The organism is Paenibacillus nanensis (assembly GCF_003583765.1).
Classification (GTDB): Bacteria; Bacillota; Bacilli; order Paenibacillales; family Paenibacillaceae; genus Pristimantibacillus; species Pristimantibacillus nanensis.
The window spans coordinates 153784-178631 of record NZ_QXQA01000010.1 but is presented as its reverse complement, the minus strand read 5'-3'; the positions used below and the strand labels follow the sequence as shown (position 1 = coordinate 178631).

Annotated in this window: 28 protein-coding genes; 11 read left to right on the top strand and 17 right to left on the bottom strand. The window is 54.4% G+C overall.

Annotated elements, in window-relative coordinates; all coding sequences use genetic code 11:
• Nucleotides 1-171: 171 nt before the first annotated feature.
• From D3P08_RS16615 to D3P08_RS16605, 3 genes are all read left to right on the top strand, one after another.
• Nucleotides 172-900, top strand: coding sequence for a hypothetical protein (locus D3P08_RS16615; protein WP_119600824.1), 729 nt, complete (start codon nucleotides 172-174; stop codon nucleotides 898-900).
• 253 nt (nucleotides 901-1153) lie between these two features.
• Nucleotides 1154-1573 carry a DoxX family protein gene (locus tag D3P08_RS16610; protein ID WP_420819041.1) on the top strand — a complete coding sequence of 140 codons (420 nt, stop codon included), beginning with the start codon at nucleotides 1154-1156 and terminating at the stop codon, nucleotides 1571-1573.
• A 125-nt stretch (nucleotides 1574-1698) separates the two neighbouring features.
• Nucleotides 1699-2166 (top strand): phage tail protein, encoded by a 468-nt coding sequence (locus D3P08_RS16605; protein ID WP_119600822.1) that lies wholly within the window; start codon nucleotides 1699-1701, stop codon nucleotides 2164-2166.
• Between the two features lie 44 nt (nucleotides 2167-2210).
• Here the strand turns inward: D3P08_RS16605 and D3P08_RS16600 are convergent, their stop codons facing one another.
• From D3P08_RS16600 to allB, 4 genes are all read right to left on the bottom strand, one after another.
• The gene (locus D3P08_RS16600) at nucleotides 2211-4121 is read right to left on the bottom strand and encodes a beta-N-acetylhexosaminidase (protein WP_119600821.1); all 1911 of its coding nucleotides are present in this window, start codon (nucleotides 4119-4121) and stop codon (nucleotides 2211-2213) included.
• A 170-nt stretch (nucleotides 4122-4291) separates the two neighbouring features.
• Nucleotides 4292-5521, bottom strand: a complete 1230-nt coding sequence (locus D3P08_RS16595; RefSeq protein ID WP_119600820.1) for a pyridoxal-phosphate-dependent aminotransferase family protein — start codon at nucleotides 5519-5521, stop codon at nucleotides 4292-4294.
• Nucleotides 5518-6807, bottom strand: a complete 1290-nt coding sequence (locus D3P08_RS16590; RefSeq protein WP_119600819.1) for a M20 family metallo-hydrolase — start codon at nucleotides 6805-6807, stop codon at nucleotides 5518-5520. Before D3P08_RS16590 ends, D3P08_RS16595 begins: the two co-directional genes overlap by 4 nt.
• Before the next feature lie 13 nt (nucleotides 6808-6820).
• Nucleotides 6821-8182: an allantoinase AllB gene (gene allB, locus D3P08_RS16585; RefSeq protein ID WP_119600880.1), complete on the bottom strand. Its 1362-nt coding sequence runs from the start codon at nucleotides 8180-8182 to the stop codon at nucleotides 6821-6823.
• A 320-nt stretch (nucleotides 8183-8502) separates the two neighbouring features.
• Between allB and D3P08_RS16580 the strand changes: the two genes are divergently transcribed.
• On the top strand, nucleotides 8503-8745 hold the full coding sequence (locus D3P08_RS16580) for a hypothetical protein (protein ID WP_119600818.1): 243 nt from the start codon (nucleotides 8503-8505) through the stop codon (nucleotides 8743-8745).
• A gap of 420 nt (nucleotides 8746-9165) precedes the next feature.
• On the top strand, nucleotides 9166-9783 hold the full coding sequence (locus D3P08_RS16575; protein WP_119600817.1) for a stalk domain-containing protein: 618 nt from the start codon (nucleotides 9166-9168) through the stop codon (nucleotides 9781-9783).
• A gap of 69 nt (nucleotides 9784-9852) precedes the next feature.
• Here D3P08_RS16575 and def read toward each other — a convergent pair whose 3' ends face one another.
• Entirely contained in the window at nucleotides 9853-10371 is a 519-nt protein-coding gene (gene def / locus D3P08_RS16570; RefSeq protein ID WP_119600816.1) for a peptide deformylase, read from the bottom strand.
• Nucleotides 10372-10373: 2 nt separating this feature from the next.
• Nucleotides 10374-10616, bottom strand: coding sequence for a helix-turn-helix domain-containing protein (locus D3P08_RS16565; RefSeq protein ID WP_119600815.1), 243 nt, complete (start codon nucleotides 10614-10616; stop codon nucleotides 10374-10376).
• Between the two features lie 134 nt (nucleotides 10617-10750).
• Here D3P08_RS16565 and D3P08_RS16560 point away from each other — a divergent pair, with 134 nt between their 5' ends.
• The gene (locus D3P08_RS16560) at nucleotides 10751-11290 is read left to right on the top strand and encodes a DUF3231 family protein (RefSeq protein ID WP_119600814.1); all 540 of its coding nucleotides are present in this window, start codon (nucleotides 10751-10753) and stop codon (nucleotides 11288-11290) included.
• Nucleotides 11291-11329: 39 nt separating this feature from the next.
• Here the strand turns inward: D3P08_RS16560 and D3P08_RS16555 are convergent, their stop codons facing one another.
• The 3 genes from D3P08_RS16555 to D3P08_RS16545 form a co-directional block, all read right to left on the bottom strand.
• On the bottom strand, nucleotides 11330-11725 hold the full coding sequence (locus tag D3P08_RS16555) for a VOC family protein (RefSeq protein ID WP_119600813.1): 396 nt from the start codon (nucleotides 11723-11725) through the stop codon (nucleotides 11330-11332).
• Nucleotides 11726-11974: 249 nt separating this feature from the next.
• Nucleotides 11975-12499 (bottom strand): GNAT family N-acetyltransferase, encoded by a 525-nt coding sequence (locus D3P08_RS16550; protein ID WP_119600879.1) that lies wholly within the window; start codon nucleotides 12497-12499, stop codon nucleotides 11975-11977.
• 83 nt (nucleotides 12500-12582) lie between these two features.
• Entirely contained in the window at nucleotides 12583-13329 is a 747-nt protein-coding gene (locus D3P08_RS16545; RefSeq protein WP_119600812.1) for a metallophosphoesterase family protein, read from the bottom strand.
• A 114-nt stretch (nucleotides 13330-13443) separates the two neighbouring features.
• Here D3P08_RS16545 and D3P08_RS16540 point away from each other — a divergent pair, with 114 nt between their 5' ends.
• Nucleotides 13444-14040, top strand: coding sequence for a TetR/AcrR family transcriptional regulator (locus tag D3P08_RS16540; RefSeq protein ID WP_119600811.1), 597 nt, complete (start codon nucleotides 13444-13446; stop codon nucleotides 14038-14040).
• Nucleotides 14037-14615: an HXXEE domain-containing protein gene (locus tag D3P08_RS16535; protein WP_240647581.1), complete on the top strand. Its 579-nt coding sequence runs from the start codon at nucleotides 14037-14039 to the stop codon at nucleotides 14613-14615. The genes D3P08_RS16540 and D3P08_RS16535 overlap by 4 nt, the downstream gene beginning before the upstream one ends.
• On the opposite strand, the gene D3P08_RS16530 is transcribed toward D3P08_RS16535, so the two are convergent.
• The 3 genes from D3P08_RS16530 to D3P08_RS16520 are packed head-to-tail and all read right to left on the bottom strand — an operon-like array spanning nucleotide 14600 to nucleotide 16274.
• The gene (locus D3P08_RS16530; RefSeq protein ID WP_420819040.1) at nucleotides 14600-15151 is read right to left on the bottom strand and encodes a chromate efflux transporter ChrA; all 552 of its coding nucleotides are present in this window, start codon (nucleotides 15149-15151) and stop codon (nucleotides 14600-14602) included. The two genes, D3P08_RS16535 and D3P08_RS16530, sit on opposite strands and share 16 nt — an antisense overlap.
• The gene (locus D3P08_RS16525) at nucleotides 15138-15788 is read right to left on the bottom strand and encodes a chromate efflux transporter ChrB (RefSeq protein ID WP_119600810.1); all 651 of its coding nucleotides are present in this window, start codon (nucleotides 15786-15788) and stop codon (nucleotides 15138-15140) included. The genes D3P08_RS16530 and D3P08_RS16525 overlap by 14 nt, the downstream gene beginning before the upstream one ends.
• Before the next feature lie 3 nt (nucleotides 15789-15791).
• Nucleotides 15792-16274, bottom strand: coding sequence for a chromate efflux transcriptional regulator ChrS (locus D3P08_RS16520; protein ID WP_119600876.1), 483 nt, complete (start codon nucleotides 16272-16274; stop codon nucleotides 15792-15794).
• A 225-nt stretch (nucleotides 16275-16499) separates the two neighbouring features.
• Between D3P08_RS16520 and ggt the strand changes: the two genes are divergently transcribed.
• The 3 genes from ggt (at nucleotide 16500) to D3P08_RS16500 (ending at nucleotide 21041) form a co-directional block, all read left to right on the top strand.
• Nucleotides 16500-18080 carry a gamma-glutamyltransferase gene (gene ggt / locus D3P08_RS16515; RefSeq protein ID WP_119600809.1) on the top strand — a complete coding sequence of 527 codons (1581 nt, stop codon included), beginning with the start codon at nucleotides 16500-16502 and terminating at the stop codon, nucleotides 18078-18080.
• A gap of 40 nt (nucleotides 18081-18120) precedes the next feature.
• Nucleotides 18121-19329 (top strand): amidase, encoded by a 1209-nt coding sequence (locus D3P08_RS16510; RefSeq protein ID WP_119600808.1) that lies wholly within the window; start codon nucleotides 18121-18123, stop codon nucleotides 19327-19329.
• A gap of 728 nt (nucleotides 19330-20057) precedes the next feature.
• The gene (locus D3P08_RS16500) at nucleotides 20058-21041 is read left to right on the top strand and encodes a dimethylarginine dimethylaminohydrolase family protein (RefSeq protein WP_119600806.1); all 984 of its coding nucleotides are present in this window, start codon (nucleotides 20058-20060) and stop codon (nucleotides 21039-21041) included.
• A 167-nt stretch (nucleotides 21042-21208) separates the two neighbouring features.
• Here D3P08_RS16500 and D3P08_RS16495 read toward each other — a convergent pair whose 3' ends face one another.
• From D3P08_RS16495 to D3P08_RS16475, 5 genes are all read right to left on the bottom strand, one after another.
• Nucleotides 21209-21610, bottom strand: coding sequence for a VOC family protein (locus D3P08_RS16495; RefSeq protein ID WP_119600805.1), 402 nt, complete (start codon nucleotides 21608-21610; stop codon nucleotides 21209-21211).
• Nucleotides 21611-21630: 20 nt separating this feature from the next.
• Nucleotides 21631-22431 carry an ABC transporter permease subunit gene (locus D3P08_RS16490; protein WP_119600804.1) on the bottom strand — a complete coding sequence of 267 codons (801 nt, stop codon included), beginning with the start codon at nucleotides 22429-22431 and terminating at the stop codon, nucleotides 21631-21633.
• A 12-nt stretch (nucleotides 22432-22443) separates the two neighbouring features.
• On the bottom strand, nucleotides 22444-23241 hold the full coding sequence (locus tag D3P08_RS16485) for an ABC transporter permease (RefSeq protein WP_119600803.1): 798 nt from the start codon (nucleotides 23239-23241) through the stop codon (nucleotides 22444-22446).
• The gene (locus tag D3P08_RS16480; RefSeq protein WP_119600802.1) at nucleotides 23238-24134 is read right to left on the bottom strand and encodes an ABC transporter ATP-binding protein; all 897 of its coding nucleotides are present in this window, start codon (nucleotides 24132-24134) and stop codon (nucleotides 23238-23240) included. The genes D3P08_RS16485 and D3P08_RS16480 overlap by 4 nt, the downstream gene beginning before the upstream one ends.
• Nucleotides 24135-24206: 72 nt before the next feature.
• On the bottom strand, nucleotides 24207-24827 hold the full coding sequence (locus D3P08_RS16475; RefSeq protein ID WP_162848508.1) for a TetR/AcrR family transcriptional regulator: 621 nt from the start codon (nucleotides 24825-24827) through the stop codon (nucleotides 24207-24209).
• Nucleotides 24828-24848 lie beyond the last annotated feature (21 nt).

Sequence of the window (24848 nt, the reverse complement as noted above, 5' to 3'; positions counted from 1 at the left end):
AATAATATTTTAACAACAGTAGACTATATGAAAAAAAATATTATCTTAACACTAGCTATCCGATTTTCTTTTTTATTTACATCACGTTCATAAAAGAGACGGCGTTCATTTTGCGTTCATAGGGGTGTGCTACATTTTGATGGATACAAATGGGAGTAGGAGGCATTTTGCATGAAGAAACGTTATCTATTTGCGGCAGGCCTACTTGTCCTCGCGCTGCTTGCGGGATGCTCGAATGACAAGGAGACGCAAGCTGCCGATCAAGGAGCGGCTCCACCGGCGGAAGGCGGCGGACAAATGCAGGGGGGCGGACCGCGCGGCATAGGCGGCGGCTTCGGCTTAACCGACGAAGAAGGGAACATCGCCAGCCTGATCGGTCAAGTGAAAAGTGTCAGCGGGAATGTCATTACGGTTTACAAGTCCGCCTTTGATCCTGCCGAGATGGCGGGCATGCGCGGCGGGCCTGGAGCGCCTGGCAGCGATGGCGGGACTCCAAACGGCGAAGGAGAGATGCTGCCCCCAGCCGATGGAGCAATGCCGGAGGGCGGGGGACAGCCTCCTAGCGGTGCCGGTCAAGAAGGCGGCGCAGCTCAGGAGCCGGACGGCAGTACGGAGCGAGCGTCTGGCGGCGGTCTTAACGCAATGAATGCGTTCACGGAAGAAACAGCGGAAATTACCGTTACCGATACCACCGTCATGCATAGCGCATCCTTCGGCGAGGACGGTATCGTAATGACCGACATTCATGCCGCAGAGCTGAAAGAAGGCGATGTCCTGACCGTTTGGCTGAAGGACGGAACACAGGAGGCCCGGCAAATTCAGTTGGGCGGTATGGGAGGCTTCGGCGGCCCGGGCGGAAATGGCGGCGGTCTAAGCGCGGAGAGACAGAGCAATAGGTAAGCAGAGTTAAATAAACAAGCATCAGAGCTGCGCCCTTGCGCAGCTCTTTTTGCGCGTGCTTCCATGGGCGAAACGCTGTCCTGACGCCATCACTAACGAACAAATAATAACGTTCAACAGAATTTTTTAAAAAACGCTTGACTGGACACCAAATGGTGTCCTATAATCAATTCGACACCAAATGGTGGCCAATAAAAAATAAGCCAATGTTCACTTGAACCACATTTTAAGGAGGTATAAAAAAATGAGTAAAATGAACGCCGTAGAAACAATCGCGAAAGTAGAAACCCCGTCCCTTGGAAAGCTGAGAACGATTGCGTATTGGTCCGTCACCCTGTTACTGGCCTTCTCCATTGCGTTAAGCGGCATCGGCCAGCTCATGCGAATGGGAGGAAATGTGGACTTAGTGACGCATATCGGTTTCCCATTGTACGTCACATCCATTCTTGGAAGCTGGAAATTGCTCGGAGTCGTAGCGATCGTCGTGCCGGGTTTTCCGCGGCTTAAGGAATGGGCTTATGCCGGTCTCTTCTTCTTAATGACCGGCGCGGCATTCTCCCATGCGTTTGCTAATGATTACGGCGACGGCGGATTTAACCTTATCCTTCCGCTTATCTATGCCGCGCTGACGATCGCCTCGTGGGCGCTGCGTCCAAAGAGCCGCAAGCTTTAGAGGGCGGTTCATAAGCGGGATACGGCTGGATCAAACGGATTGACGTCTATAAGCAAATATTGGAATACTAATGACATGCAGCACTAAACCATACATCAAATTCACGAAAAGAGGAGAAATAAAAAATGTCCTATTCTGTTGATTTCAAAAAGGTATCTACGGTTGGCTTGGAGTCTTCGCCCGTTGCCGATGCGCTTGCCGGTTTGCGCGCAAATGAAGCGCGTTACTTTATGAACAAATACAAACACGAGTTTACGGTCGTACCCGCTAGCGAAAGCCAGGAAACGCTCGACTACGTGAACCGGATATTGAAAGAGGAACGCGGCATTGCGTTCGCGGCCAAACCTTTAGAAACATCCCAATTTCAGGTCGAAAACATCAAATGGACCTTCGTCTTTTATGAGGACGGTCTCGGGCTTAACGTCATGTATACCGTTGACGACCCTAAGAAGAGGGCCGTTGGGTTTAAGCTTTCCGAGGGCATGGAAGTGCCCAAGGAGCTGGAAGAGAAGAAATTCAAGTTCGCCAGACAGAAATCTAAGCTCGCCGGAACCATTCGGGGCACGTTTTTTGTCATCAAAGGCGAATATTAAAAACGAAGGAGCCGGGCTGCAGCCCGGCTCCCTTTATCTATTTGTTAGAAAGGATTGAGTACGTGGAAAAAGACGTTTGGCGACGCCATGCGGTAATAATAGCTGCACCAGCCGGCCCCTTTGTTGTTGAAGCGGTTTGTCGTGCTGTAGACGAGGCGCTCCTGCTCGAGCTCCTCAATCTGTCCGATGCGCCCTTCGACATAATCCATAATGCGCATGGAGGCCGTGTCCAAACGGTTGATGACCCCTCCGTAGCGGATATCGATGACTTCCCAGCCGAACACCTTGAACATGCTAAGCCACTGCGCGCGATGCGCTGCGCGAAGCTCCCGGACCGACTGCGCGATAGCCGGCAGCGTCTCGCTTGCCGCTTGCTTTAACGTCGCGATATCCTTCGAGTCGTATGCCCGCTTCAGCACAATGCCGATATCGCTCTTCAGCTTCAGAACGCCAGCCAGCTTCTGCGGCACCTCGAACAGATAGTCGAGCTCGGCTTCCGGATTGCGGCGTTCCGCAATCGCCTTCTCCAGCTTGGCGTAATGCTCGTTCATCGGTAGACCTTCGATTTGTTTGTCGAACAAACCAAGCAATACATCCTGATAAAGCAAAAACTTCGACGGATTGCTCTGCTTCTGGTTGTTCGGCTCCGCCCCAGGCGTTTCGTCCAAATATTTCAGCTGGAGATAAGTATCCGCATCGATTCCCGTGCAGAACTTCACGCGCTCGGCCACGACCTTCTCGTCCGGCGAGCCTTCCGTATACGCGTGCTCCGCGTAAAGCTGCAGACCAAGGAACGCGATATACGGGTTGCTCTCCATGCCGTCGTCGCCCCACATCGTGGCGTACACCTCTTTGATGCCTTCCTTCTTGCATACGGCGAGCGCCGTGTCTGTCGCAGGCAGCGACAGCCCGTAGTTGACGCCGAATGTATTGAATACCCATACCGCTCCCGCAAACACTAAGTTATTGCCAAGCGGACGATGCTTGGCGATCAGAACTTCGTAATCCTCGCTTTCGACATGGTTGTAATCCCAATATACGAGGTCGATATCCTTCGGAATGCGGCGGGCCATCTCCTCGGGGATTTGCGTGTCATGCTTGTAATAGTCCTCGCCGCTGCCCGATGCCAGCTTCAAGAACATATCGCTCCACATCATGGGCTTCAGTCCAAGCCTCCGCGTTAGGCTAAGCACCTTCTCCAGGTGCTCGGTCATAATATCAAAACGGCTGACATGGCCGTTTCGGTCGAGATATTTGCCGCGCCCGAGCTCCTCCGCTTCGTCCATGCCGATATGAATTTTGCTGCTGCGGAATGGAGAGCTGACGCTTCTTATCATATTTTCAACCAAACGATCCGTTTTTTCCGTTCCGACCAGCAAGGCGCCCTTTGTATCCTTATACTCCTTCACCGGCTCCCACTTCAGGAACTCCTCCAAATGCGCCAGCGTCTGGATGCTCGGGAACGCCTCAATGCCGAACTGGTCCGCATAGTCGTCGATTTCCTTCAGCTCCGCAGCCGAATAACGGCCCCGCATATAACCGAAATACGGCTCCCCTTCAATCTCGTAGGTATCCTCCAAATAAAGCATAACCGTATTCAAGCCCATTAAAGCCAGCTTGCGCAGCATAAACCGGAAGCTCTCTACAGTCAGCACGCCGTTGCGCGAGAGGTCGAACATCGGACCGATCGTGTCAAATTGCTGCTTCTCGCGAATTTCGAATTCCTCGCCTGTTCTGCCCTTCTGCACAAGCAAACCAAGCCCGCGGAAAAATTGATGCTTCGCTCCGTACCGGATATAAGCCTCTCCGCCTTTCAGCCCGACCAGCAGCTCGCCTTCCGACGGCGCTGCCGAAACCTTCATGCCGTCTTCCGCTAGCGTGACGCCAAGATCCTTAAGCAGCAGCTCGAGACCCGGCTTCAGTTCCGGAGCCAGTTGTTGAAAATGCAGCTTCATCGTCGATCCTCCTAAAATATTGGTTTTCGTGATCACCTTGCCGACCACCCTTTTTTTTGAGTGAAACGTTCATATATGTGTATTTTACATCAAAACTAATGATTGAATCTATCATAATTAAATAACAAAAAAGGACGATAACTATAAAAACAGCTATCGTCCTCGCGTATTTATCCCATTTTATAGACATCCATTGCCGCCTGCACGGCCGCTCCCGCTTCGAGCTTACAGCCATGCCTGAGCAGCACAGCCTCGAGCGCCCCCAGCGTCAGCAGCACATTGCGCTTGCTGCAGCTGTAGCCCATCGTGCCAATGCGCCAAATTCGCCCTTTAAGCGGACCGAACGAGCTGGCGATCTCAATGCCGAAGTCGCCGAGCAGCATGGAACGGACGGCTTCGCCATCGATGCCATCCGGAATTTCGATGCAGGTGACGACCGGCATCTTGCTCGCGGGGTCCCCGTACAGTCCGAGGCCCATCGCCTCAATGCCCGCTACGAGCGCGCGCTCCTGCAGACGATGCCGGGCGAACCGCTCCTCCAAGCCTTCCTCCAGCACGAGGCGAAGCCCTTCGCGAAGCGCGTAAAGCATCGTTGTCGCTTCCGTATGGTGATTCAGCCGCGCCGGGCTCCAGTAGTCTTGCAGCTGACTCAGATCAAGGTAGTTGCTTTGAATCGGGCGAAAAGCGGGATCTTGCGCCTCGTCTCCCATGAGCAAGCCGCGTTCGATCCGCTTGCGCTTCAAGAGCTTCGCTTCCGCGCGGCTGTTGTACGTAATTGGGGCAAGTCCGGCCGGGACGGACAAACATTTCTGCGTGCCGCCGATGACCGCATCGATCCCCCATTCATCCGCCGCTACCTTCACGCCCCCGATTGTGGCGACGGCATCCACCACAAGCAGGGCATCGGCTTCCCGGCACGCTTCGCTTATTCCTTCGAGCGGCTGCAGGCGACCCGTCGACGTCTCGCCGTGCACGACAGCAACCAGCTTCGGCCTGAACTTCCGAATCGCCGCTACGATCTCTTCAGGCGCGAATACGCTCCCCCATTCCTTCTCCAGCGTCACCACCTCGGCTCCGCATCGCTTCGAGATCTCCACGAGCAAATGGCCGAATCGGCCGTAGATGGGAACGAGCACGCGGTCGCCCGGTTCGATCAAACTGACCAGCACCGCCTCAATGCCCGATCGGGATGTCCCGTCAACGGGGTACGCCCACTTATTGTCCGTCATGAACACGCTGCGCAGCATGTCCATCGTCTCGTTCATAAGCGCCGTAAACTCGGGGTCGAACTGGCCCAATATCGGGTAGGACATCGCCCGCAGAACGCGCGGATCGACTTCCACGGGACCCGGCGTCATAATCGTGCGCGGCGGCGGCGCCAAATCTCGATAATATTTCATGATGCATGGTCCTCCTCGTACCCCAATCTATAGAGCAGCCTCGCCAATACCAGCACGCCTAGGGCAAGCCCGCGCGGCGACGTATATTCCTCGGGCGAATGCGAGACGCCGCCTCGGCTCGGCACAAATAACATAGCGGCCGGACATATTCGGCTGAGCATCTGCGCGTCATGCCCCGCCCCGCTTACCATGCGCCGGAACGGGATTCCCATTTCCCCGCACGCGGCGGCAATGTCGCCCTTTAGCTTCTCGTCCATCAACGCCGGCTCTTCGCGCAGCCATTCCAAGCATACGATTTCAAGCCCCCTGCTCTCCGCCGCTTGTCGGAACGCTTCCGTGAACCAGCTGCAGAACGCCTCCAGCCGTTCCGGCTCCGAATGCCTGACATCCACGGTAAATTCCGCTTTGCCCGGAACAACGTTCGGCACATTCGGCGACACCTGCAGCCGCCCGACAGTCGCGACGAGCGGAGCGCCGAGGCGTATCGCCTCCTCACGCAGCATCGTGATCATGGCTCCCGCCCCTTCAAGCGCATCCCTTCGCATAGGCATCGGCGTCGTCCCCGCATGATTGGCTTTGCCGTTTACCGTCACGTTGAACCGCCGCTGGCCGACGATGGCGTCTACTACCCCAACAGGCAAGCCTTCGTATTCGAGCACCCCGCCTTGCTCGATATGCAGCTCCACGAACGATCCGATATTTTTCCTCGCCGGCTCCCGGTGCCGCCCCAGGCCAAAGCCGCATTCCCGCATCGCTGCTGCGAATGAGACGCCTTCTCCATCCGTTAACCCCTGAATATCCTCGAAGCTCCGTTCACCGGCTATGCTGCCGGACCCCCAATAGGCGATCGGGAACCGGCTGCCCTCCTCTTCGCACAAGGATACCACTTCCAGACTTCGCTTCGGCCGGCCGTACGTTTCCTTCAAATATTCCAAAGCGGCAAGCCCCGCCGCGATCCCATAAGCTCCGTCATACTTGCCGCCGTCCACTACCGTATCGATATGCGATCCTGTTATAACGGAGGGCTGCTGCGAATGCTCGCCTGGCAGTATTCCGAATAAATTGCCTGTATCGTCATATTCGGCGATGAGCCCGATCTCCGTCATTTTTGCCGCTACCGCGCGTTGGGCTTCCAGCCACTCCTTCGTATACAATAACCGCGTCACGCCGGGGCCTCCCCCTGCCGAGCAGACCGATACCGAATCCAAAAGCGCCGTTACGCTAGACTCCAACCGCTTCAGCAGCTCATCCTTTTCTTGCTCCGTCATCGGCGCGTTCCATCCCATTGCCGTCAACTCCTTATACCCTTGCTTCTTGATGCCGCAGCCAAATCCCGTCCATCTCCTCCGTCAACCCGGATTCTCTGCTATATACGACTCTTCCTCTGGAAATGGTCAATTGAACGGAGCAGTGCATCGTTTCTCCGATATAAGGACTATGTTTATGTCTGTGGTAAAGCGCGCTTTGTTCCAGCACGTAAGAGGCATACAAGTCGATTAAGGCGAAGTCCGCATCTGCTCCGATCCGGATTTCGCCTTTCCGGTCCGATAAACCGAACCGTCTCGCAGGCTCGCTGCTTAACATGCGGGTCAAACGCGTAAGCGGAATGCCTCGCTTCACATGCCCTTCGCCGATCATCAGCTCCATGGAGCTCTGCGCTCCCGCAATGCCGCCCCAAGCTTCGAAAAAATTATCCGTCCGCTTTAACTGCTCCGGGCAAGGCGAATGATCGGACGCGATTATATCTACGCCGCCTTCGGCCACCGCGCTCCACAGTTCTTCCTGCTCCTCCCCGCTTCGCAGCGGCGGCGCGCATTTGGCTGCAGCGCCCTTCTCTTCAAGCGACCGGTCCGTCAGCATCAGATAGTGCGGACAGGTCTCTACTGTTACATTCATGCCTCTGCGCTTCGCGGCCTCAATCGCCTTCACCGCCGCCGCGCTGCTGATATGCACGAAATGCAGGACGCAGCCCGTCTGCTCCGCATAAAACAAAGCGCGGTTCACAGCCTCCAGCTCCGCAATGATCGGCCTCGACGCCGCGTAATCGGCTGCCGTCGTCCTCCCCTCCCGCTTCATTCTCTCCGCCAGCTTTGAGACGATCGGCTCGCTCTCCGCGTGGAGCGCCAGCGCCTTCCCGGTGCAGGCGATTAGCCTCATCCCCTCCAGCAGCGTATAATCGTCAACCTCTCGAAACGCGTCCTCTCCGGGTCCTCCCGCAACGGACATAAACGCTTTATAACCGATAACGCCCGCTTCATGCAGCGGCACGATATGCTCCAGCTTCCCCGGCATCAGACCGCCCCACAAGGCGTAATCCACATAAGAGTTCCCTTTGGCCGCGGCGAGCTTCTGACCCATCGCCATCACCGTTACAGTCGGCGGCAGCCCGTTCAACGGCATATCGATATAGGTTGTGACGCCTCCCGCGGCAAGCGCGGCGGAGCCTGTCCGGAAGCCTTCCCAGCCGCCGAGGCCCGGCTCGTTCAAATGCACATGCGCATCGACCATCCCGGCCATCACGGTTAAACCGGCCGCGTCGATCTCCGTCGCTCCCCGTACGCCGGCTAATTTTCCAAGCGCCGCGATTCGTCCGTCTATGACGCCGATATCCATCACCTGCACGAGATCTCTCAGCACGACCGTACCGCCGCGTATGACCATATCGAATCCTTCCTTCGATTTCAAAGCCGCACCGCCTTCCCCGCATTTCGGGAACGTTGCATCCCGTAACGCCCCACATGGTCTGCCTTCATCATAATGGCTCGCAATCTCCGATGTCATTGTACAGGACGGCCAAAAATGCGGGGTCGCTTTGAGCAGGATGTACAAAGGAGGTGCTGGCTGAGCTGTGGGGAGGAATAGCCGAACCAAAGGCGCGGGAGCGTCCTTGTTAACGGTCAGGGCACTTCAGCTTGCGGTATTTTTGTAGTATCATCACTCTGAATAAACACCAAGAAGAAAGGTTAAGGCGGGGGGCTGCTATGGAGTACGTTGATCGATATGTTGTTGAATTGGAAGACGGGTCATTCGCGTTATGGGGACAATTTGAAAAAGGTGGACAGCATAGCATATTGCCGATGAAGGATTTCTACAACGCGTCATTATTTCAAAAAGAACACGCCGAGCTCAAAGTTGCGCAGATTAATAAAGGGAAGTGGCCTTTTTATGGAGAAAGTCCCAAAAAAGCCGTAGGTATTCGTAAAATTGAAATGAAAATAATATAAACCGGCGCATAATGTTTGTCCTCATTTGATCAATTCGTTACCCTATCCGGAAACGTCAGTTCATAAAACAGCGATAGTCTACAACTTTATTTCGTATGATTAGGTCAGCCAGAGATTTCTGGTTGGCCTTATTTCTAGGCGTCATTTGATGGCGGTATGCGGAATAACGTGTAATTGTTGGGATAACCCCGCAGCGAATCCTGTTCGGCATCATTAGAATTAGGTTTAGAGAGTCTAGTTGGCCCGGGAATTAACCTTATGACGCGCCGTCATTCGACACATTCCTTCACGCTTCGACCTTGTCATTAGCCGGCTTGTATTTTTTTCCTGAAAAATTAGGAAGGAGGGCTCTTCATCCTTCTTTTTCATTTATATGAAAATAGTACGTGATATTCCAAAGCATAAATCAGGAGGAAAAAAATGAACAAACGCTGGATCGCAGGTATTCTGATTACCGTGGGGCTGCTCGCTCCTATGACCGTATGGGCTGCAGGGAATGAAATTAAAGCCAAGCTGGCTCCGCATATTACCATGCTCCTAGAGGGCCGTGATATTGGGACGCCTACGGATTTGCCGATTTCCTATAACGGAAAAACTTACGTGCCGCTCAGACTTGTCAGCGAATCGCTCGGGTATGAAGTGGGATGGGACGGAGAAAATTATAGAATCGACATTAAGGTGCCGGAAGAGGATTACCCGCTAATTAAAAACGATGCGGTCGAAATTATAACGACGGAAGCAACGTACGACTTCATTACTTCATTGGATAGCAAGTCCTTTCTTGGAGGCATCAATCTCGACTTCTCTTATACGCTGACTGAGGATGTTGCGCGTCCGCCCGTTATTGTGATGGAAACGCTCAATAACGACCACACGGTGCTCGCCAGCGAGACAAAGCTGCTCAAGACAAAAGCCGGCACCTATACCGACTATATTATCGGCGACAAAAACCGTCTCCCTTACAGCGTCAAAACGGCGAGAGAGGACGTCGTCAAGCTGATGACCGAGGACTATTATTACCGGATTACCATTAAATAAGCGAACGCTGCCTATACATTTACAGCCGCCCCGGCTGCGGGTTCCTGCCGCAGCCGGGCTTTTCCATGCCTATTGTCCCTGCTTGGTCAACCGAATAACGTCCAGCAGGTCTATTTTTTGTTTGGTATCCTCATGAATCAGCCAGTTCTCCCGAACATGATCCACAAATAATACCCCATTTAAATGGTCAATCTCATGCTGTATACAGCGCGCCAAATAACCTTCCCCGTGAACAATGACCGTTTCTCCGTTGCGGCTTAACGTTTTTACCTTAACGGATTGCGCCCTCTTCACATACCCGTAGTAACCCGGAAAAGACAAACAAGCCTCCGCTCCCGTCTGCTCGCCGTGCATCTCCAGAATCTCGGGATTAATGAGTTCGATAAGCCCGTCTCCGCAGTCCATCACGACGACTCTTCTCAGGACTCCGACTTGCGGAGCAGCCAGCCCGGCCCGCCCTTCACTTGCGTATAAAGTGTCGACCATATCATCAAGGAGCTTTATCGTTCGCTCAGTCATTTCTGTGACAGGCTTAGCCCTTTTCCGTAAAATCGGGTCGCCAAAAGGCAAGATTTGCTTCACTGCCATGCTTATGCCCCTTTCTCTTTGCGCGGCGGCGTGTGCACCCATAGGTCATTCGGCGTGCATTCCAAGGCGGTGCAGAGTGCGTCAAGCGTTTCGGCCTTCATCTGCCGGGGCTGATGATTAAGCAAAGCGCTGACGGAGGCCGCCGACAGCGTGTAATTGGCCTTTTCCTTTAACAGACGCGCCAAATCCGCTCCGCTCCATATCCCTCTCTGAGCCATTACGTTCCTTAATATCCATACAAGCATTCGTATCGCCCCTTTAAAGCATTGCCTAATATTTTTAGGCGTTGCCTTAATAATACCATCTTTTTACTAAAAAGGATAGAATGAATACCCAACCTGCGATAATGGAATATTAGGCTTGGAGGTGAAATACTTACATGGCTAATTTACTGGAAGCAATCCAAGAAATTTTCGGCAAGCTGGTCGACCGAGAGCCCGAGCCGCCAATCAATGTTGGGGAAGTCATGGACCTATGGAAATATTTTATATTTATTCAGGAAGCCATTGTACTCGAGCAAGTCTCAAAAAATACAACGCTTGATGAGGAACTGTCAAAGCTGCTGAAGCAGGCTTTGGATATTTGCCATTCCCATTCCGAACGGATTAAAAAGGTGCTGAAGGAACAGGGCATCCCCATCCCCGCTTCCCCCGGAGATAAGCCTGACTTACGAGCGGAATCCATTCCGCTAGGCGTGAGACTGAATGACGCTGAAATAGCCAAAATACTCGCCGCGAAACTATTACAATCTACAAAAGAATGCAGCCGGAGCATGATGGAGGCAATCCGGTTCGACCTAGGATTGATGTGGGCAAATTTCTTTTACGAGCATGCGAAGCTCGGAGCTGTACTAAAAAGCAAAATGAGGAACAGGGGCTGGATCGAGTACCCGCCTGCGTACCAGGGGCCCCAAAATTAGAAAAGGGACCTCCTATTTACATAGGCTGGTCCCCCTTCATCATGACAGCTGCTGCGCAATCTCCCAGACATGTCCGGCCGGATCGGCGAACGCCGCCGTCCGCACGCCCCACGGCCTGTCCATTGGCCCGTTAAGCAGAACAACGCCGCGTCGAACGAGCTCCTTACATACCGCATCCGCATCATCCACCCGAATGGTGAACTGGAATCGGGAGCCGGATTCCCGGGGCGCTACCTGGCCAGGCTGGATCAAACCATGCGCCTCGGAAATCTGCAGAAGATTGATGCTCATATTGCCAAAATCGTATACCGCGGATACCTCGTCCTCATACACGGCAGTAAGGCCAAACACCTCCTGATAAAATACTCTCGTCTCTTTCAGCTCCTCCACAAACAACGTCACTACATCAACATTCATAGATCCCAATGTCCTCATGCGAGCACCTCATTTATTTTTAGATCAATCATTTATCCCTATAATAAACCAATGAACCCCGCCCTATTTCTTTTCGTTTGCGATCCTTGTATGGACCCAGGCTATGCCAACGGCATCATCATCGCTGCCATATTCGTGACAGACCCTATAACGGTAAATCGGGACTCATGCGCTCAAGCTGAGCAGGCATCGCCCCCCCACCTAAATCAAAAGTTCCGGGAAGGCTTGTCCTTCACGGAACTTTCGCATTCATACGCTCAAATAACCCTCAAGCCGCCGCTTTACATCCGGCCACTCTCTATCCAGAATGCTGTAGTAGACCGAATCGCGGATGTAACCGTCCGGTAGGATCATGTGATTCCTCAGCACCCCTTCCTTGCTGGCGCCAAGCCGTTCAATCGCTCTCTGGGATCTCTCATTGCGCAAATCCGTTTTCAGCTGTACCCGAATCGTTCCGAGCGTCTCGAAGCAATGCTTGAGCAATAAATATTTGCATTCCGTATTCACCTTCGTTCTCCATGCCGACGGAGTAAGCCAGGTCGACCCGATTTCCAAGCTCCTGTTCTGCGCCGAAATATCATAAAATCTCGTGCCCCCAATAATTCGGGATGAGGCTTGGTCGATAATAACAAACGGCAGAGCGCCGGGAATTTCTAACGCCTTTTGTATATAGGCAATCGAATCTTCAAGCGAGGCGATTCGCCCTTGAGTAACGGTCCAAATTTCCGGGAAATTCCCCGCTTCATACAGGCCTTCGCCATGCTCGTGCCGCATAGGAACAAGCTCGACAATGCTGCCTCTTAAACTAACCGGTGACACGTCCAATTTTCATCATCCTTTGCGCTTGATTGTTGCAGCTAAATCCTGGCTCGGCCTGTACGAATAGCGTGACTGTAATCCATTCGGCCGTTGCGCTCGGCTGCTCTAGCCGCCTGCTCATAATCATAGGCTAGCAAAACCGGCTCGACTCGCCAAGACCCCGAACGGCGGCTAACCGTCGCATAACGAGCATGCGGCGACCCCGATTCCATCACATGCGGGTAAGGCGCATCCTCCTCGTAGGCCGGCAGCCCGACGCTTCCCGCGTTCACGATTCGTCTGTCGTCCGGTAACGTTACGAGCTTCTGCAGGTGCGTATGTCCGCAAAAGATGACGGATTGCGGAATGTCCGCCAGCTCCCGCATAAGCGCCTCAACGTCCTTCTCCCGCGCCCCGTCCGGCGTCACTTCCTCCAGCAGATAGGTCTCGTCTGAAAACGGCGTCCCATGGCAAAACAGCAGCTCCTCATAGGCCCAGGTCGTTCGGAACGAGCGCAGCCATCCGTTGATCTCTTGTGTCAGTAAAGGTTTAACGTATTGGAACGTCGGCGACGCCGGTTCCGATTGAAGCAGATACCGGTCGCAATTGCCCCTAATATTCGTTACGTTCGGTTTCCCCATCAGCAGCTCTGCCGTTTCGACTGGGGCAATGGGCCCGAATAACGTATCGCCTAAATTAACAATATGCGGAATACCGCGGGATTCGATGTCCTGCAGCACAGCCTCCAAAGCGTAGACGTTGCTATGAATATCCGAAATGACAGCAAATGAGTCCATTCTGTCCATCACTTTCGCCTCGTTTCTATGGCAGATATTGACACTGCCTTCAGTATACCATAAACTAACTGAAGAGTTATATAACTAACGAGTTATTTTATTCTGAAAGGATGCGGCTTTACAATGAGGAGAGGAACGAAGGGGACCGACAGTGAAAAACGAATACTTGAGGCTGCGATTGCCTTAATTGCCGAGCGGGGGTACCGGGACACGAAGATCAGCGATATCGTGAAGGCGGCGGGACTGACGCAGGCCGCGTTTTATTTGTATTTCCCAAGCAAAGAAGCCGTATATCAAACGATGCTGGAGAAATTCCGCGCGAGGCTGACGGAGCATTTGCAAGCGGCAGTGATGCCGCCGTCGCTCGCGGCGGAGCAGTTCCCGGAACGAGTGAAGCGTAATCTCGAAGGCTTGTTCGAGCTGTTCCAGGAGCAGCCGGCGCTTACGAAAATATTTTTGACGGAAGAAAACGGACTAGCGGAAGCGGAGAATGGGATTCGCGAAGCGATCATCAGCAACTTGATGAACAATCAAGCCGCTGGATATGTCCGCACGGATGTGCAGCCGAGGATGATGGCGAACAGCATGATCGGTCTTTTGGTCCAGGTGACGCTCACGGAGCTGATAGCTCATCGGCGGCCGCCCCGCGATGTGGCCCATGAGCTGACGGATATTTTATTATTCGGTTTGGCTCGGCCAGAGAGGGGGGCGCAAGGTTGATCGAATCGCTCGATTCCAATATAAGTCTTCACTCGCTTATTTGGCTGTTTCTCGCGGCGTTTATGCTGCATGATTTTGAAGAAATTATACGCATCGAGCCTTGGTATCGCAAGCATTACCGAACGATCCTCGGCAGGGTGCCGGAGAAGCTTCGCAAGGACATCTCCTCCTTCGCCCGCATGACCTCCTCCCAGTTCGCCGTTGCGGTATGCCTCGAGTTTATCGTATTTGTGCCATTTACGTTCTTGGCAGCCGAAAGGGAGTCGTATTTGTTCTTTCTGGGCTTTAATGCCGTGCTGCTGATTCATGTGTTCATGCATGTCGGGCAAGCGTTGTATGTGAGAATGCTAGTTCCCGGCGCCGTGACCGCGGTGCTCATAACGCTGCCTTATTCGGTCTATTTGTTCTACCGCTTGCTGCATGATAACGCGGTCGAGCTCTCGGATATTTGGTTCAGCCTGCCGTTCGGACTCCTGTTAGTTCCGGTCATTCTGCTCGGACACAAGGCGGGGGAGAAGCTGGTGCCTGCGCCCGTCCCAGCGAACACGCAGCCTCCGGATCATGCGGGCAAATGAGGAATGACAATACCTCCATATGCAAACGCCCCTACGATCACGATGGCGGGATGCACCTTGCGCATTTGCATCAGCCAGAAGGCGACGGCCGCGATAAGAAGCGACTGCAGCCATCCGATCGATTCGATTGCGCTTTCGCCCATTTGCCAAGTCAGCACGAGCATCATAATGGCAATGACCGGCTGCACAAGCAGCGTCATGCCTTTGACCGAAGGCGATTGCCGGTGTTTGTGCAGAATGTTCAATAAAATAATGAGCGCCGCAGCCGAGGGCACAACGGTTGCCGCAAGAGCGGCAATCGCGCCTGCCCATCCTCCGACATCGTAGCCGACGAACGCCGCGATTTTTGTTGCGATCGGCCCCGGCAGCGCATTGCCTAGCGCCAAAATGTTCGAGAACTCCTCCGGCGTCGACCAGGCATGATTCGTCACGACCTCCCGGTACATCAGCGGAATGGAGGCCGGTCCGCCGCCATACCCCAGCACGTTTGCGATAAAAAAGCCGATGATCAGCTGCAGCCATTCAATCCAATCCACGCGTTACCCCTTCCTTCTGCCCTAGTCTCTCATCCTGCCCGCGTTTTAACAGCCGCTCTTCCCGCCGTTTTTTCCAAGCGTCCTTCATCCGCATATGAAAAGCGCCGTAGGCCAGAAAAAAAATAATGACGATGGCCGGATGCAGCTCCGCGAGCTGAAGCAGCCCAAACGCCAGCGCAAAAGAACCGATGCCGACGTAAAGCCCAAGCCCCTTCACCGCTTTTTCGCCAAATTCATAGGCCATGACCCCCAGCATCACCGCGATAACCGGAATGACCGCCCCAATCATGCCTTGAACAACAGCGGAGCCGCTCAGCCACTGAACGGCGGACAGCAGCGCGACCATCGCGATTCCCGACGGGACGATATGCGCCAGTACGGAAACGACGGCTCCGAGGACGCCTTTTTTGCGGTAGCCGAGGTACGCGGCCATCTTTGTCGCGATCGGTCCGGGAAGCGCGTTCGCGAGAGCCAGTATTTCGCCGAACTCCTCGTCCTCCAGCCACTTGTAGTGCGTAACCGCCTCATAGCGGATGAGCGGAATGACGGAAGGCCCGCCGCCGTAACCGAGAACGCCGGTTTTCATCATCGCCCATGACAGCTGCAGGTACGGATTGCTTATTTTCGCCTCGCTCATCGCTTACAACCTCATTCCCATCCGGCTCTTGTACCGGTTGATCAGCAGCTGGCAGTCGACACCCGTAATACCCGGAAGCACATAAAGCTTCTCCCTCATAAAAGATTCCATCTCCGCATGGTTCCGAAACAATCCGTGCATATGCAGCTTGCTCGGCCCCGTCATATGATACAGACTCGTCACATACGGCTCATCCGCCAGTTGATCCGCTACGGCATGCAGATGCTTCGGCTCGACCTCCACATTGAAAAAGGCCGACACGCTGATCCCGATTTTCTCCGGGTTGATGACCGCCGTGAATCGCTCGATCACTCCTGCCTCCATCAACGCATTTACTCTTGCCTGCACGGCAACGCGCGATAAGCCGATCTCCTTGGCCAGGTCGGTGTAAGAAATTCTCCCGTTTCGATTTAGCTCTTGAATGATTTGACGGTCAATTTCGTCGATATCCACGATTTCCTGTTCTTCGCCTTGATTTTCTCCCATATTCATTTCGCCACCTCTATATATCATCAATCATCATTCCGAAATCAAACCGACACATATAATTACGATATGTATTACTATAAGGTCGATTACAGACGTAATCAACACTTTTCTATCAATCCTCTTACATTTTTTCGTTGCCAAAGCGGCGGGATGGTGGTATTTTTAGATCAAGATTTTATGTCAACTAATCTATCATTCAACAATAAACGGGAGTGGTCTCGCATGAACCGACCGGTAACCGGCAGCGACACGATGGTGGTCAGTCCTCATTATTTAGCATCGGCGGCGGGCGCCCGCATTTTGGAGCAAGGCGGCAACGCTTTCGATGCGGCCGTTGCGGTCAGCGCTTGCCTGGCCGTCGTATATCCGCACATGACGAGCATGGGCGGCGACTCCTTCTGGTTAACCTACCACGAGGGCGAAAAAACCGTGCGGGGCTACAATGCGAGCGGCCGCGCCGGCTACGGGGCTCATTTGAGCGCCTACGGGGGTCTAAGCGAAATTCCGAGACGCGGCATTCGCAGCATTGTGACGGTGCCCGGCATGGTCGACGGCTGGCATGCCGTTCATAGCGAGTACGGCAGGCTAAGCTGGGGCGAGGCGCTTGCGCCCGCCATCCATTACGCCGAACACGGCTTTCCGATGACGCAGGATCAATATGCGAACGCCGCGCAGCATGCCGATGTGCTGGCGGCGACGCCGGAGACGGCGGCCATCTATATGCCGGGCGGCAAGCCGTTCGCCGCCGGAGAACGGTTCAAGCAGCTCGCCATGGCGCGGACGCTGAAGCGGATCGCGGAGCATGGGCGCGATGAGTTCTATAAAGGGGACACGGCGAAGGAAATCGCCTCCTATCTAGCGCGGCATGGCGGTCTGTTAACGCTGGACGATCTGGCGGACCATCACGGGGAGTGGGTGGATCCGATTGCCGGTTCCTACCGCGGGCATACGCTCTATCAAATGCCGCCCAACTCGCAAGGCTTCTCCGGCATTATGGCGCTGCACATTCTTGAAAACTTCGACTTTTCCGCCATCGAGCATGGTTCGTACGACTATTATCAGCTGTGCGTGGAGGCGGTGAAGCTCAGCTTCCGCGACCGCAACGCGTATTTGACCGACCCGAAATTCGCGTCGATCCCTTTGGATTGGCTGCTCAGCAAGGCTTATGCGGCCGAGCTGGCGGGCTCGATCCAGCTGAACCGGGCAAGCGCCGCTTCGGCGGAACCGATAGGCAGCGATACCGCTTATGCGGCTGTGGTGGACCGGGACGGGAATGCGGTATCTTTTATCCAGAGCTTATACTTTGAGTTCGGTTCGGCCGTTGTGGCGGGAGAGACGGGTGTGCTGCTGCAAAACCGCGGCTCGTTCTTCTCGCTCGATCCCGGCCACATCAACCGCCTGCAGCCGGCTAAACGCACCTTCCATACGCTGATGCCGGCCATGGCGTGCGTGAACGGCAAACCGTCGATTTTGTACGGAACGCAAGGCGGAGAGGGCCAGCCTCAGACCCAGACGGCGATTTTTACCCGTATGGTGGACTACGGCATGGACCCCCAGCAGGCGATTCACGAGCCCCGCTGGGTATGGGGACGGACATGGGGCGAACCGACGCAGGAGCTGAAGGTGGAAGGCCGCGTTCCGGAGGATGTGCTTCACAAGCTCGGCGAGGCCGGACATATTGTCCGCAAGGTGAACAGCTTCGACGGCATAATGGGGCATGCCTGCGCCATTCGCCGCGATGAGCACGGCTTCCTGCAAGGCGGTTTCGACCCGCGCAGCGACGGCGGCGCAATCGGCTGGTAATAGTGAAAATGCAGGTATTGGATGAGGAGGCTGAACTCAGGTGACAGAAGAATGGAACGCCTACGCGAATAAAGACGTTCGCCTCGAACCGTTATCGGGAGGCCCGCTCAGCGGTCTTACCTTCGCCATTAAAGATGTGTTCGCGATTGCGGGAGTTACGTCCGGTGCGGGCAACCCGGATTGGCTGCGGGCGCATGAACCGGCGAAGAAGCATGCGGCGGTGATAGAGATGCTGCTCGGCTGCGGCGCGGCTTTAAGAGGAACGACGATAACGGATGAGCTGATGTACAGCATTAACGGGGAGAACGCGCATTATGGCACGCCGCGCAATCCGAACGCGCCGGGCCGCATTCCCGGCGGCTCCTCCAGCGGCTCCGCCGTCGCCGCAGCCGCCGGGCTCGCCGACTTCACCGTCGGCACGGACACCGGGGGCTCCGTTCGCGTGCCCGCCGCTTATTGCGGCGTTTACGGCATTCGGCCTACGCATGGTTCGGTCAGCGCCGACGGGCTTATTCCGCTGGCGCCGGACTTCGACACGGTCGGCTGGATGGCCCGCGACGCGGGGACGCTGCGTCTTGTCGGCAGCGCGCTATTCGGGACTGGCGCAAATGACGGCATCGCCGATCGGGCTGAAGCCTCTTCCCGCCACGGCTTTACCCGCATTCTCGTTGCCCGGGACATGTGGAGCCTGGCCGATGCTGGCACGCAAGCCGCATTGTCCGCATGCCTCCCTCTCTTGCGGCAGGCTGTATCGGCCATGGAAGAAGTCACAGTCGCACCTCAAGGCTTGTCCGCCTGGATGAACGCTTTCCGGATATTGCAAGGCGCGCAAATCTGGATGCAGCACGGCGAGTGGATCGCCGCCGCCAACCCTCGCTTCGGCCCCGGCATCGCCGAACGCTTCCAATGGGCGAGTACGATCAGCGAAGAAGAGCAAGCCGCGGCGGCGGCTATTCGCAAGCATGCGGTTGCGCGAATGACAGAGCTGCTGGATGGCGAAACCATCATCATCGCCCCGACGGTCCCTTCGGTCGCTCCGCCGCTGGGCGGCTCCGGCGAAGAGGTCGAGACGAGGCGCGGCCAGACGCTGCAGCTGTGCTGCGTTGCGGGATTATCCGGGCTGCCTCAAGCGACTTTGCCGTTATCCGGCGAAGGCGGCATGCCGATCGGACTGTCCTTCATCGCAGGACGCGGCCATGACCTTCGCCTGCTGCAGTGGCTGGAATATGCGGCGAAGAAGCTTGCTTGATAAGCTCATATCTCACTCATGGGGGGGAGAAGAATCTCCGCACCGCCTGCAAGATCCGTTCGCACAGTCCGGTTCGCGATGATGCCCCCCGAATTCTCAAAATGCTGCAAATATGCAGGAATTTCAAGCTAGATCGTCCGCAAGTAATGAAATTGATGCAAATGTGCAGCATTTCGTTGCCATAATGCCCCTTCCGTGTCTCAAGTGGGGAAAATGATGTATTTTTGCATCCTTTTTCGAAAGAAGACATCCTAACGATAAAAATTGATGCACATTTGCAACATTTTCTACGAAATCCAAGAGAAGACCAGTCCGCATAGTAACTACACAGACCCCGCCTCTCTACTTTCTACCCTCTCTATGAGCGATTCGATTCACACTCCGTTAACCAGGAAATGCCTGTATATCCCGACACTCATCAACATGACCCCTGCCGGCAACAACGCATACCCGACCATAACAAACGCCTGTATTTCAAGGAACTGGATTAACGATGCAGCCGCAGCCACGCAGCCGATGGAGGTCCTAACCTACGAAAGCAGGGTCCTCTCTACCTCCAATACCGTTCTTTCCTTTGCTGGTCTGTCACTGGCCGTCATCATGCTTTCGCAAGTGACCATTACGCAGACCGAGATACGTTAACCGTTCCCCCGCACACATCAACTAGACGATTGGTGCCCGCATCTTTTGGCAACAATGGGGAGACAACGGAGAGAAAGGATGTTGACATGGATTCTGCAAATCGGTATCTTTCGAGAACACATGTAACGGCGCTATCCAGCGACAAGAGACTGCTGCGCGACATATGGGGGGATGTATGGGGCGTATCGAACGAGTATGGGAAAATTCGAAAAGCTCTGATGCGCCGGCCCGGTCCTGAAACTCTATTGCTGCATAAGGATGGCAAAAACATTCATCCGTCACCGCTAATCTACCAAAAGGTAAAAGGCACGACGCCTCAGGACGGCAGCAACACAACAGAGCCCGACTACCGGCTTATGCAGCAGCAATATGAGGATTTCCGAAACGTCCTCGCGAATGAAGGCATCGAAATCATAGAACTAGAAGGGGAATCCGAGGGCTGGCCGGAGCGCACCTTCACCAGGGACCTTGGACTCGTTATTCCTGGCGGCGTCATATTGACCAGACTGGCATTGGAGCTGAGGTACGGAGAGACCCGCATGGCGCAGCAAACATACGCTTCCCGCGGGATGCCTATCCTCGGAGCGATTCAAGGAAACGGCTTTGCGGAGGGCGGGAGCTTCATGATGCTAGACTCCAAGACAGCCGCAATCGGCCGGACGGAGCGGGTCAATAACGATGGAATCGAGCAGGCGAAGCAGATCTTATCCATTTACGATATCGAGTTGATTACCGTCGATTTGCCGTCTACGATCATCCATCTGGACGAGGCTTTTCTCGTCGTGGACCATAAGAAAGCCCTTGTCAATTGCGAGCTGCTGCCGTACTGGTTTTTGGACCATCTGCTTCAGAAAGGGTATAAGCTCATCCACGTCGATCCGGAGGACCCGCCGCTTACCATTAACGTGCTTCCCGTAGCGCCCGGACGGGTCGTCATCGCCAGCAGCGGCATCCGGACGATCGAGCTGCTTGAGAAGAACGGGGTCACGACCATCCCAGTGGAGGTCGGTGAAATGTACAAGCTGGGCGGCGGCATTCATTGCCTTGTGCTTCCGCTGGTTAGAGATTAAATGATGAAACCGGCGAACCTCTGCCCCGCGATAATGCGGCAAGCGGGGGGACGCCGCGAACTCTCATCCGCAAAAAGTGTACAGCTCGGGCAATCTGAGCCTGAGCCGTTGCAGGCTCATTTACCGAAAAAAAAGCCGAGCTATAAAGCAAGCCCGGCGCACAGCTTCTACGAGTTACATATCCGTCCTAAAATCGTCTTTACTCGCTCCTTCGTATCGGATGGGTCGACGTATTCGAAGAGCCCGATCCGATTTCCCCAAGGGTCGGAAAAGGTCGCCCATTTCACTGGCACTTCCGCCCGGGAGCAGATTTCAAAGTATTCTACTTGCAGTTCCTTTACAAGCCGTTCCCGCTCAGCCTCAAGATTAACAATACCTAGCCGAATGGGCCCGCTGCCTTCTGAAGGAACGCCTTCCGCTACTTGCAGCCAGCATCCGGGGATTAGCTCCCATTCCGCAAAGCCTTCATGCGGTATAAAATCCGGCTTCTTATTCAGCAGCATTTGGTACCACTTCTGCCCTTCCGTCATATCGGATACCCGAACTTGAACGGTCATTTCATAGATCAATCGATGCCCCTCCTCCCCCGTTACACCTGCATATCCCGGCGCCTGTATGCCGCGATTGTAACCGCTATAGCCGCCAGCGTGACGCCGATCGACAAGACGATGAAAGCGGCGCTCAATCCCTCATTCAACACATCGGGAGCGGCAAAATATTGAAATGGCGTCAAAAAGCGCAAGGCCTCGATCCCCTCGCGAATATCGATGGCGATCGAAAGGAAAAACGTCAACAGCATGACGCCTGCCGACCAAGCTCCCGCCCGCTTCGGATTCCGCCCTGCCGCAGCAATGGCCATACCGACGCTGGCGAACAGAAGCTGAATAAGCAGCGTGCCCAGCATCAAGCGCAAAATATCCGAGGTCACGGCGGACGCTCCGCCATCCGCGTACGGGGCAGCAAAAGCGATGGAAGAGACCGTCATTACCGCATTAAAAATAACCATTTGAACGACGACGGACGACAGCTTTGTCAGCAAAATGGTCATTCGAGAGATCGGCTTTGCGAGCAGAAACTCCGCCGTTTTGTCCCGCTCCTCCTTCGCCAACGCATTCGCACCGAGCATGGAGGCATGAACCGCGCCCATAATGACCAAGTACAAATAGAACATGCCGTAATAGCCCATCACCGTGGATATATCCAGCCCGTTCAGCCCCAGCACCGCCTGCAGCGGTTTAGGCAGATCGGCCATCAACTCAACCATCGCCTCGCCCGACCCCGACAGGCTTGCGAACTTGCCCATGCCCGCGCCCACCATCGCCACGATACCGATTATCCAAATGATAAGCGACTTCCTGCTTGCCTTCAGCTCTCTCCAAAACAGGTTCATCCTAAACGCCTCCTAACTCACATGCACGTCTCGCTTCAAATACCGGATCACAGTAATCAACGCGCAGACGGCAATTACGATAACCCCCGTCACGACAAACTCAAGCTCATATTCCTTGTGCTGCACAATATACGCGCGGTCGAAATATTGGAAAGGCGTTAAATAACGAAGCTTGCTGTCCCCTGTTGTTGCGCCGACGGCTGAGAGCATAAAAAACGCAAACACAACGCCAAGCGACATCGGCAGCACGGTTCGCAAACGCGGCAGCAGCATCGCCGCCGCAAAGCCGACGGCCAGGAAGATGAGCTGCGTAAACAGCAGCGAAAGATTGATCAGGACGAACGCGCTATAGCTGAACGATTCTCGCTGAACCGTCTCGGCAATTAGCGCAGCGGCCCCGAAATAAACGACATTCGTAATCAGCAAAATCGTCAAAGCGGCGAGAGCCTTCATCCCGATTATTTTGCTTCTGGTCACCGGCTTGGCAAGCAGAAAATCCGCCGTCTTCTCCCGGGTTTCTTTGGACACGATGGAAGCTCCGAGATGAATCGCTTGAATAGCGCCGCATAACAAAACGTATAGGAATAAATAAGAATAAAACCCCAGCAGCGTAGCCATGCTGTCGATCTGAAGGCCGAGCGCTTGCAGGACTTCCTCCGGCATCGTCCTCAGTACCTCTTTAAACTGTTCGGCGCCCTCCGCAAACGTCGGATACATGGACATAAAGAGACCCGCAATGCCGGCAAGCGCCGCCATCCAAATGAAGGCGGACTTTCGGTTCATTCTCAGCTCATAAAGGTACATGTTCATGCGCCCGCACCTTCCCGCGATTCGTAATAGTGCATGAAAATTTCCTCTAAGTCGGGCTCCTCCACCCACAAATTCTCCAGCTCCAGCCCCGCGATCCGGCGCAAAATTTCGTTGATATCGCCTTTGAACAGGAAGCTGACCTCTCCTCCTTCAGACTTCCACTCCATGACGCCGGGAATGCCGAATGCAGACGCGTCAACGTCAGACTTTGCCGCCAGCTTAAACTTCTTATAGGTGCTGCCCTTCAGCTCGCTCATTTTCTCAAGCGCGATAAGCCGGCCTTCTTTAATAATCGCCACACGACTGCACAGCCTCTGCACCTCGCTCAAAATATGGGAGGAGAACAGAATCGTCGCGCCTTTCCGGTTCTCCTCCTCAAGAAGCTCGAAGAACCGCTGCTGCATGAGCGGATCCAGTCCGCTTGTCGGCTCGTCGAGAATGATCAGCCTCGGCTCATGGAGCAGGCCCTGCACAATGCCGACCTTCTTCTTGTTGCCCAGCGACAGATCGTCGATTCGCTTGTTCAAATCCAGCTCCATCCGCTCCGCCAGCTCCCGCATGCGCTTGCGAGAATCCTTTTTGTAGAAGCTTGCGGAATACTGAAGCAGATCTTTCACCTTCATATTGTCGTAATAGAACACTTCCGAAGGCAAATAACCGATCTCCTTCTTTATCTCCGTGCCGTGCTGCAGACAGTCTTTACCGAATATTTTGGCGCTGCCCCCGGTCGGATAGATCAGCCCGAGCATCGTGCGGATCGTCGTGGACTTGCCCGCCCCGTTCGGACCGATAAATCCGAAGATTTCGCCCTCCTCCACCGTAAAGCTCAAATCCGTAATGCCGCGCGCTCCGCCGTACGTTTTGGTTAAGCCGTTCAATTCAATGACTGGCATGATGAACCCTCCCCCATGTTTTGCGAAGAAAAACCTATTTCGTAAGCATGTGCTTGTTGTGCATGGACCCTTTTACTTGTAAAAACTACGTTCGAACAGTTCCATATAGGCATCAAATTCCGACATAAGCTCTTCGATTTGGAGCTCTCCTCCTACACGCCTATGCTGCTCACGCATCTTTTCTCCGAGCCCCTCCATAGACCATAGGACGACCTGCAAAGCTCTGCCCGGATCGACTCCGTCTTTAAATTTGGAGGTGTCGATGTCTGCGAACATATGGCTATACTCGCTAGCCGCAATCCGTTTATACCGTTCCAGCAGCTCCGGCTTCACTTCGGGCGACTCCTCGAAAAACGCCTTTTCCATAAACTGAAACAAGTCCGGATGCACATTATAGATCCCCAGCTTCACAACTGCCGTCTGCCGTATCTTTTTGAAGAAATCTCTTTCCTCCCGGTCCACCTTTGCTTCGACTTCGTTGACCAGCATCTCTATCGAGTGATCATACAAGTACAGGTACATATCCTTCTTGCTCGTAAAATAATGAAACAGCAAGCCCTTCGAAATACCCGCTTCCTTCGCGATTTCATTCGTTGACGCAGCGGAATAGCCTTTCTGCGCAAACTCCTTCATGGCGGCGTTGATCACGCGCTCTCTTTTCTCTTCCTCTATGCTTAGAAACTTGGCAAACAATCGATCTGTCCTCCTGACAAC

Bases quoted from the DNA above. Each gene is read 5' to 3' on its own strand.
- D3P08_RS16480 (WP_119600802.1), bottom strand. From the start codon at position 24,134: ATGCCAGTCATTGAATTGAACGGCTTAACCAAAACGTACGGCGGAGCG.
- D3P08_RS16525 (WP_119600810.1), bottom strand. From the start codon at position 15,788: ATGAGCGAGGCGAAAATAAGCAATCCGTACCTGCAGCTGTCATGGGCG.
- D3P08_RS16580 (WP_119600818.1), top strand. From the start codon at position 8,503: ATGGAGTACGTTGATCGATATGTTGTTGAATTGGAAGACGGGTCATTC.
- def (WP_119600816.1), bottom strand. From the start codon at position 10,371: ATGGCAGTGAAGCAAATCTTGCCTTTTGGCGACCCGATTTTACGGAAA.
- D3P08_RS16545 (WP_119600812.1), bottom strand. From the start codon at position 13,329: ATGGACAGAATGGACTCATTTGCTGTCATTTCGGATATTCATAGCAAC.
- D3P08_RS16595 (WP_119600820.1), bottom strand. From the start codon at position 5,521: ATGAAATATTATCGAGATTTGGCGCCGCCGCCGCGCACGATTATGACG.
- D3P08_RS16615 (WP_119600824.1), top strand. From the start codon at position 172: ATGAAGAAACGTTATCTATTTGCGGCAGGCCTACTTGTCCTCGCGCTG.
- allB (WP_119600880.1), bottom strand. From the start codon at position 8,182: ATGGTCATACGCGGCGGTACGGTCGTGCTGAGAGATCTCGTGCAGGTG.
- D3P08_RS16600 (WP_119600821.1), bottom strand. From the start codon at position 4,121: ATGAAGCTGCATTTTCAACAACTGGCTCCGGAACTGAAGCCGGGTCTC.
- ggt (WP_119600809.1), top strand. From the start codon at position 16,500: ATGAACCGACCGGTAACCGGCAGCGACACGATGGTGGTCAGTCCTCAT.
- D3P08_RS16520 (WP_119600876.1), bottom strand. From the start codon at position 16,274: ATGGGAGAAAATCAAGGCGAAGAACAGGAAATCGTGGATATCGACGAA.
- D3P08_RS16540 (WP_119600811.1), top strand. From the start codon at position 13,444: ATGAGGAGAGGAACGAAGGGGACCGACAGTGAAAAACGAATACTTGAG.
- D3P08_RS16610 (WP_420819041.1), top strand. From the start codon at position 1,154: ATGAACGCCGTAGAAACAATCGCGAAAGTAGAAACCCCGTCCCTTGGA.
- D3P08_RS16560 (WP_119600814.1), top strand. From the start codon at position 10,751: ATGGCTAATTTACTGGAAGCAATCCAAGAAATTTTCGGCAAGCTGGTC.
- D3P08_RS16485 (WP_119600803.1), bottom strand. From the start codon at position 23,241: ATGAACATGTACCTTTATGAGCTGAGAATGAACCGAAAGTCCGCCTTC.
- D3P08_RS16550 (WP_119600879.1), bottom strand. From the start codon at position 12,499: ATGCGGCACGAGCATGGCGAAGGCCTGTATGAAGCGGGGAATTTCCCG.
- D3P08_RS16590 (WP_119600819.1), bottom strand. From the start codon at position 6,807: ATGGGATGGAACGCGCCGATGACGGAGCAAGAAAAGGATGAGCTGCTG.
- D3P08_RS16605 (WP_119600822.1), top strand. From the start codon at position 1,699: ATGTCCTATTCTGTTGATTTCAAAAAGGTATCTACGGTTGGCTTGGAG.
- D3P08_RS16490 (WP_119600804.1), bottom strand. From the start codon at position 22,431: ATGAACCTGTTTTGGAGAGAGCTGAAGGCAAGCAGGAAGTCGCTTATC.
- D3P08_RS16565 (WP_119600815.1), bottom strand. From the start codon at position 10,616: ATGCTTGTATGGATATTAAGGAACGTAATGGCTCAGAGAGGGATATGG.
- D3P08_RS16500 (WP_119600806.1), top strand. From the start codon at position 20,058: ATGGATTCTGCAAATCGGTATCTTTCGAGAACACATGTAACGGCGCTA.
- D3P08_RS16575 (WP_119600817.1), top strand. From the start codon at position 9,166: ATGAACAAACGCTGGATCGCAGGTATTCTGATTACCGTGGGGCTGCTC.
- D3P08_RS16555 (WP_119600813.1), bottom strand. From the start codon at position 11,725: ATGAGGACATTGGGATCTATGAATGTTGATGTAGTGACGTTGTTTGTG.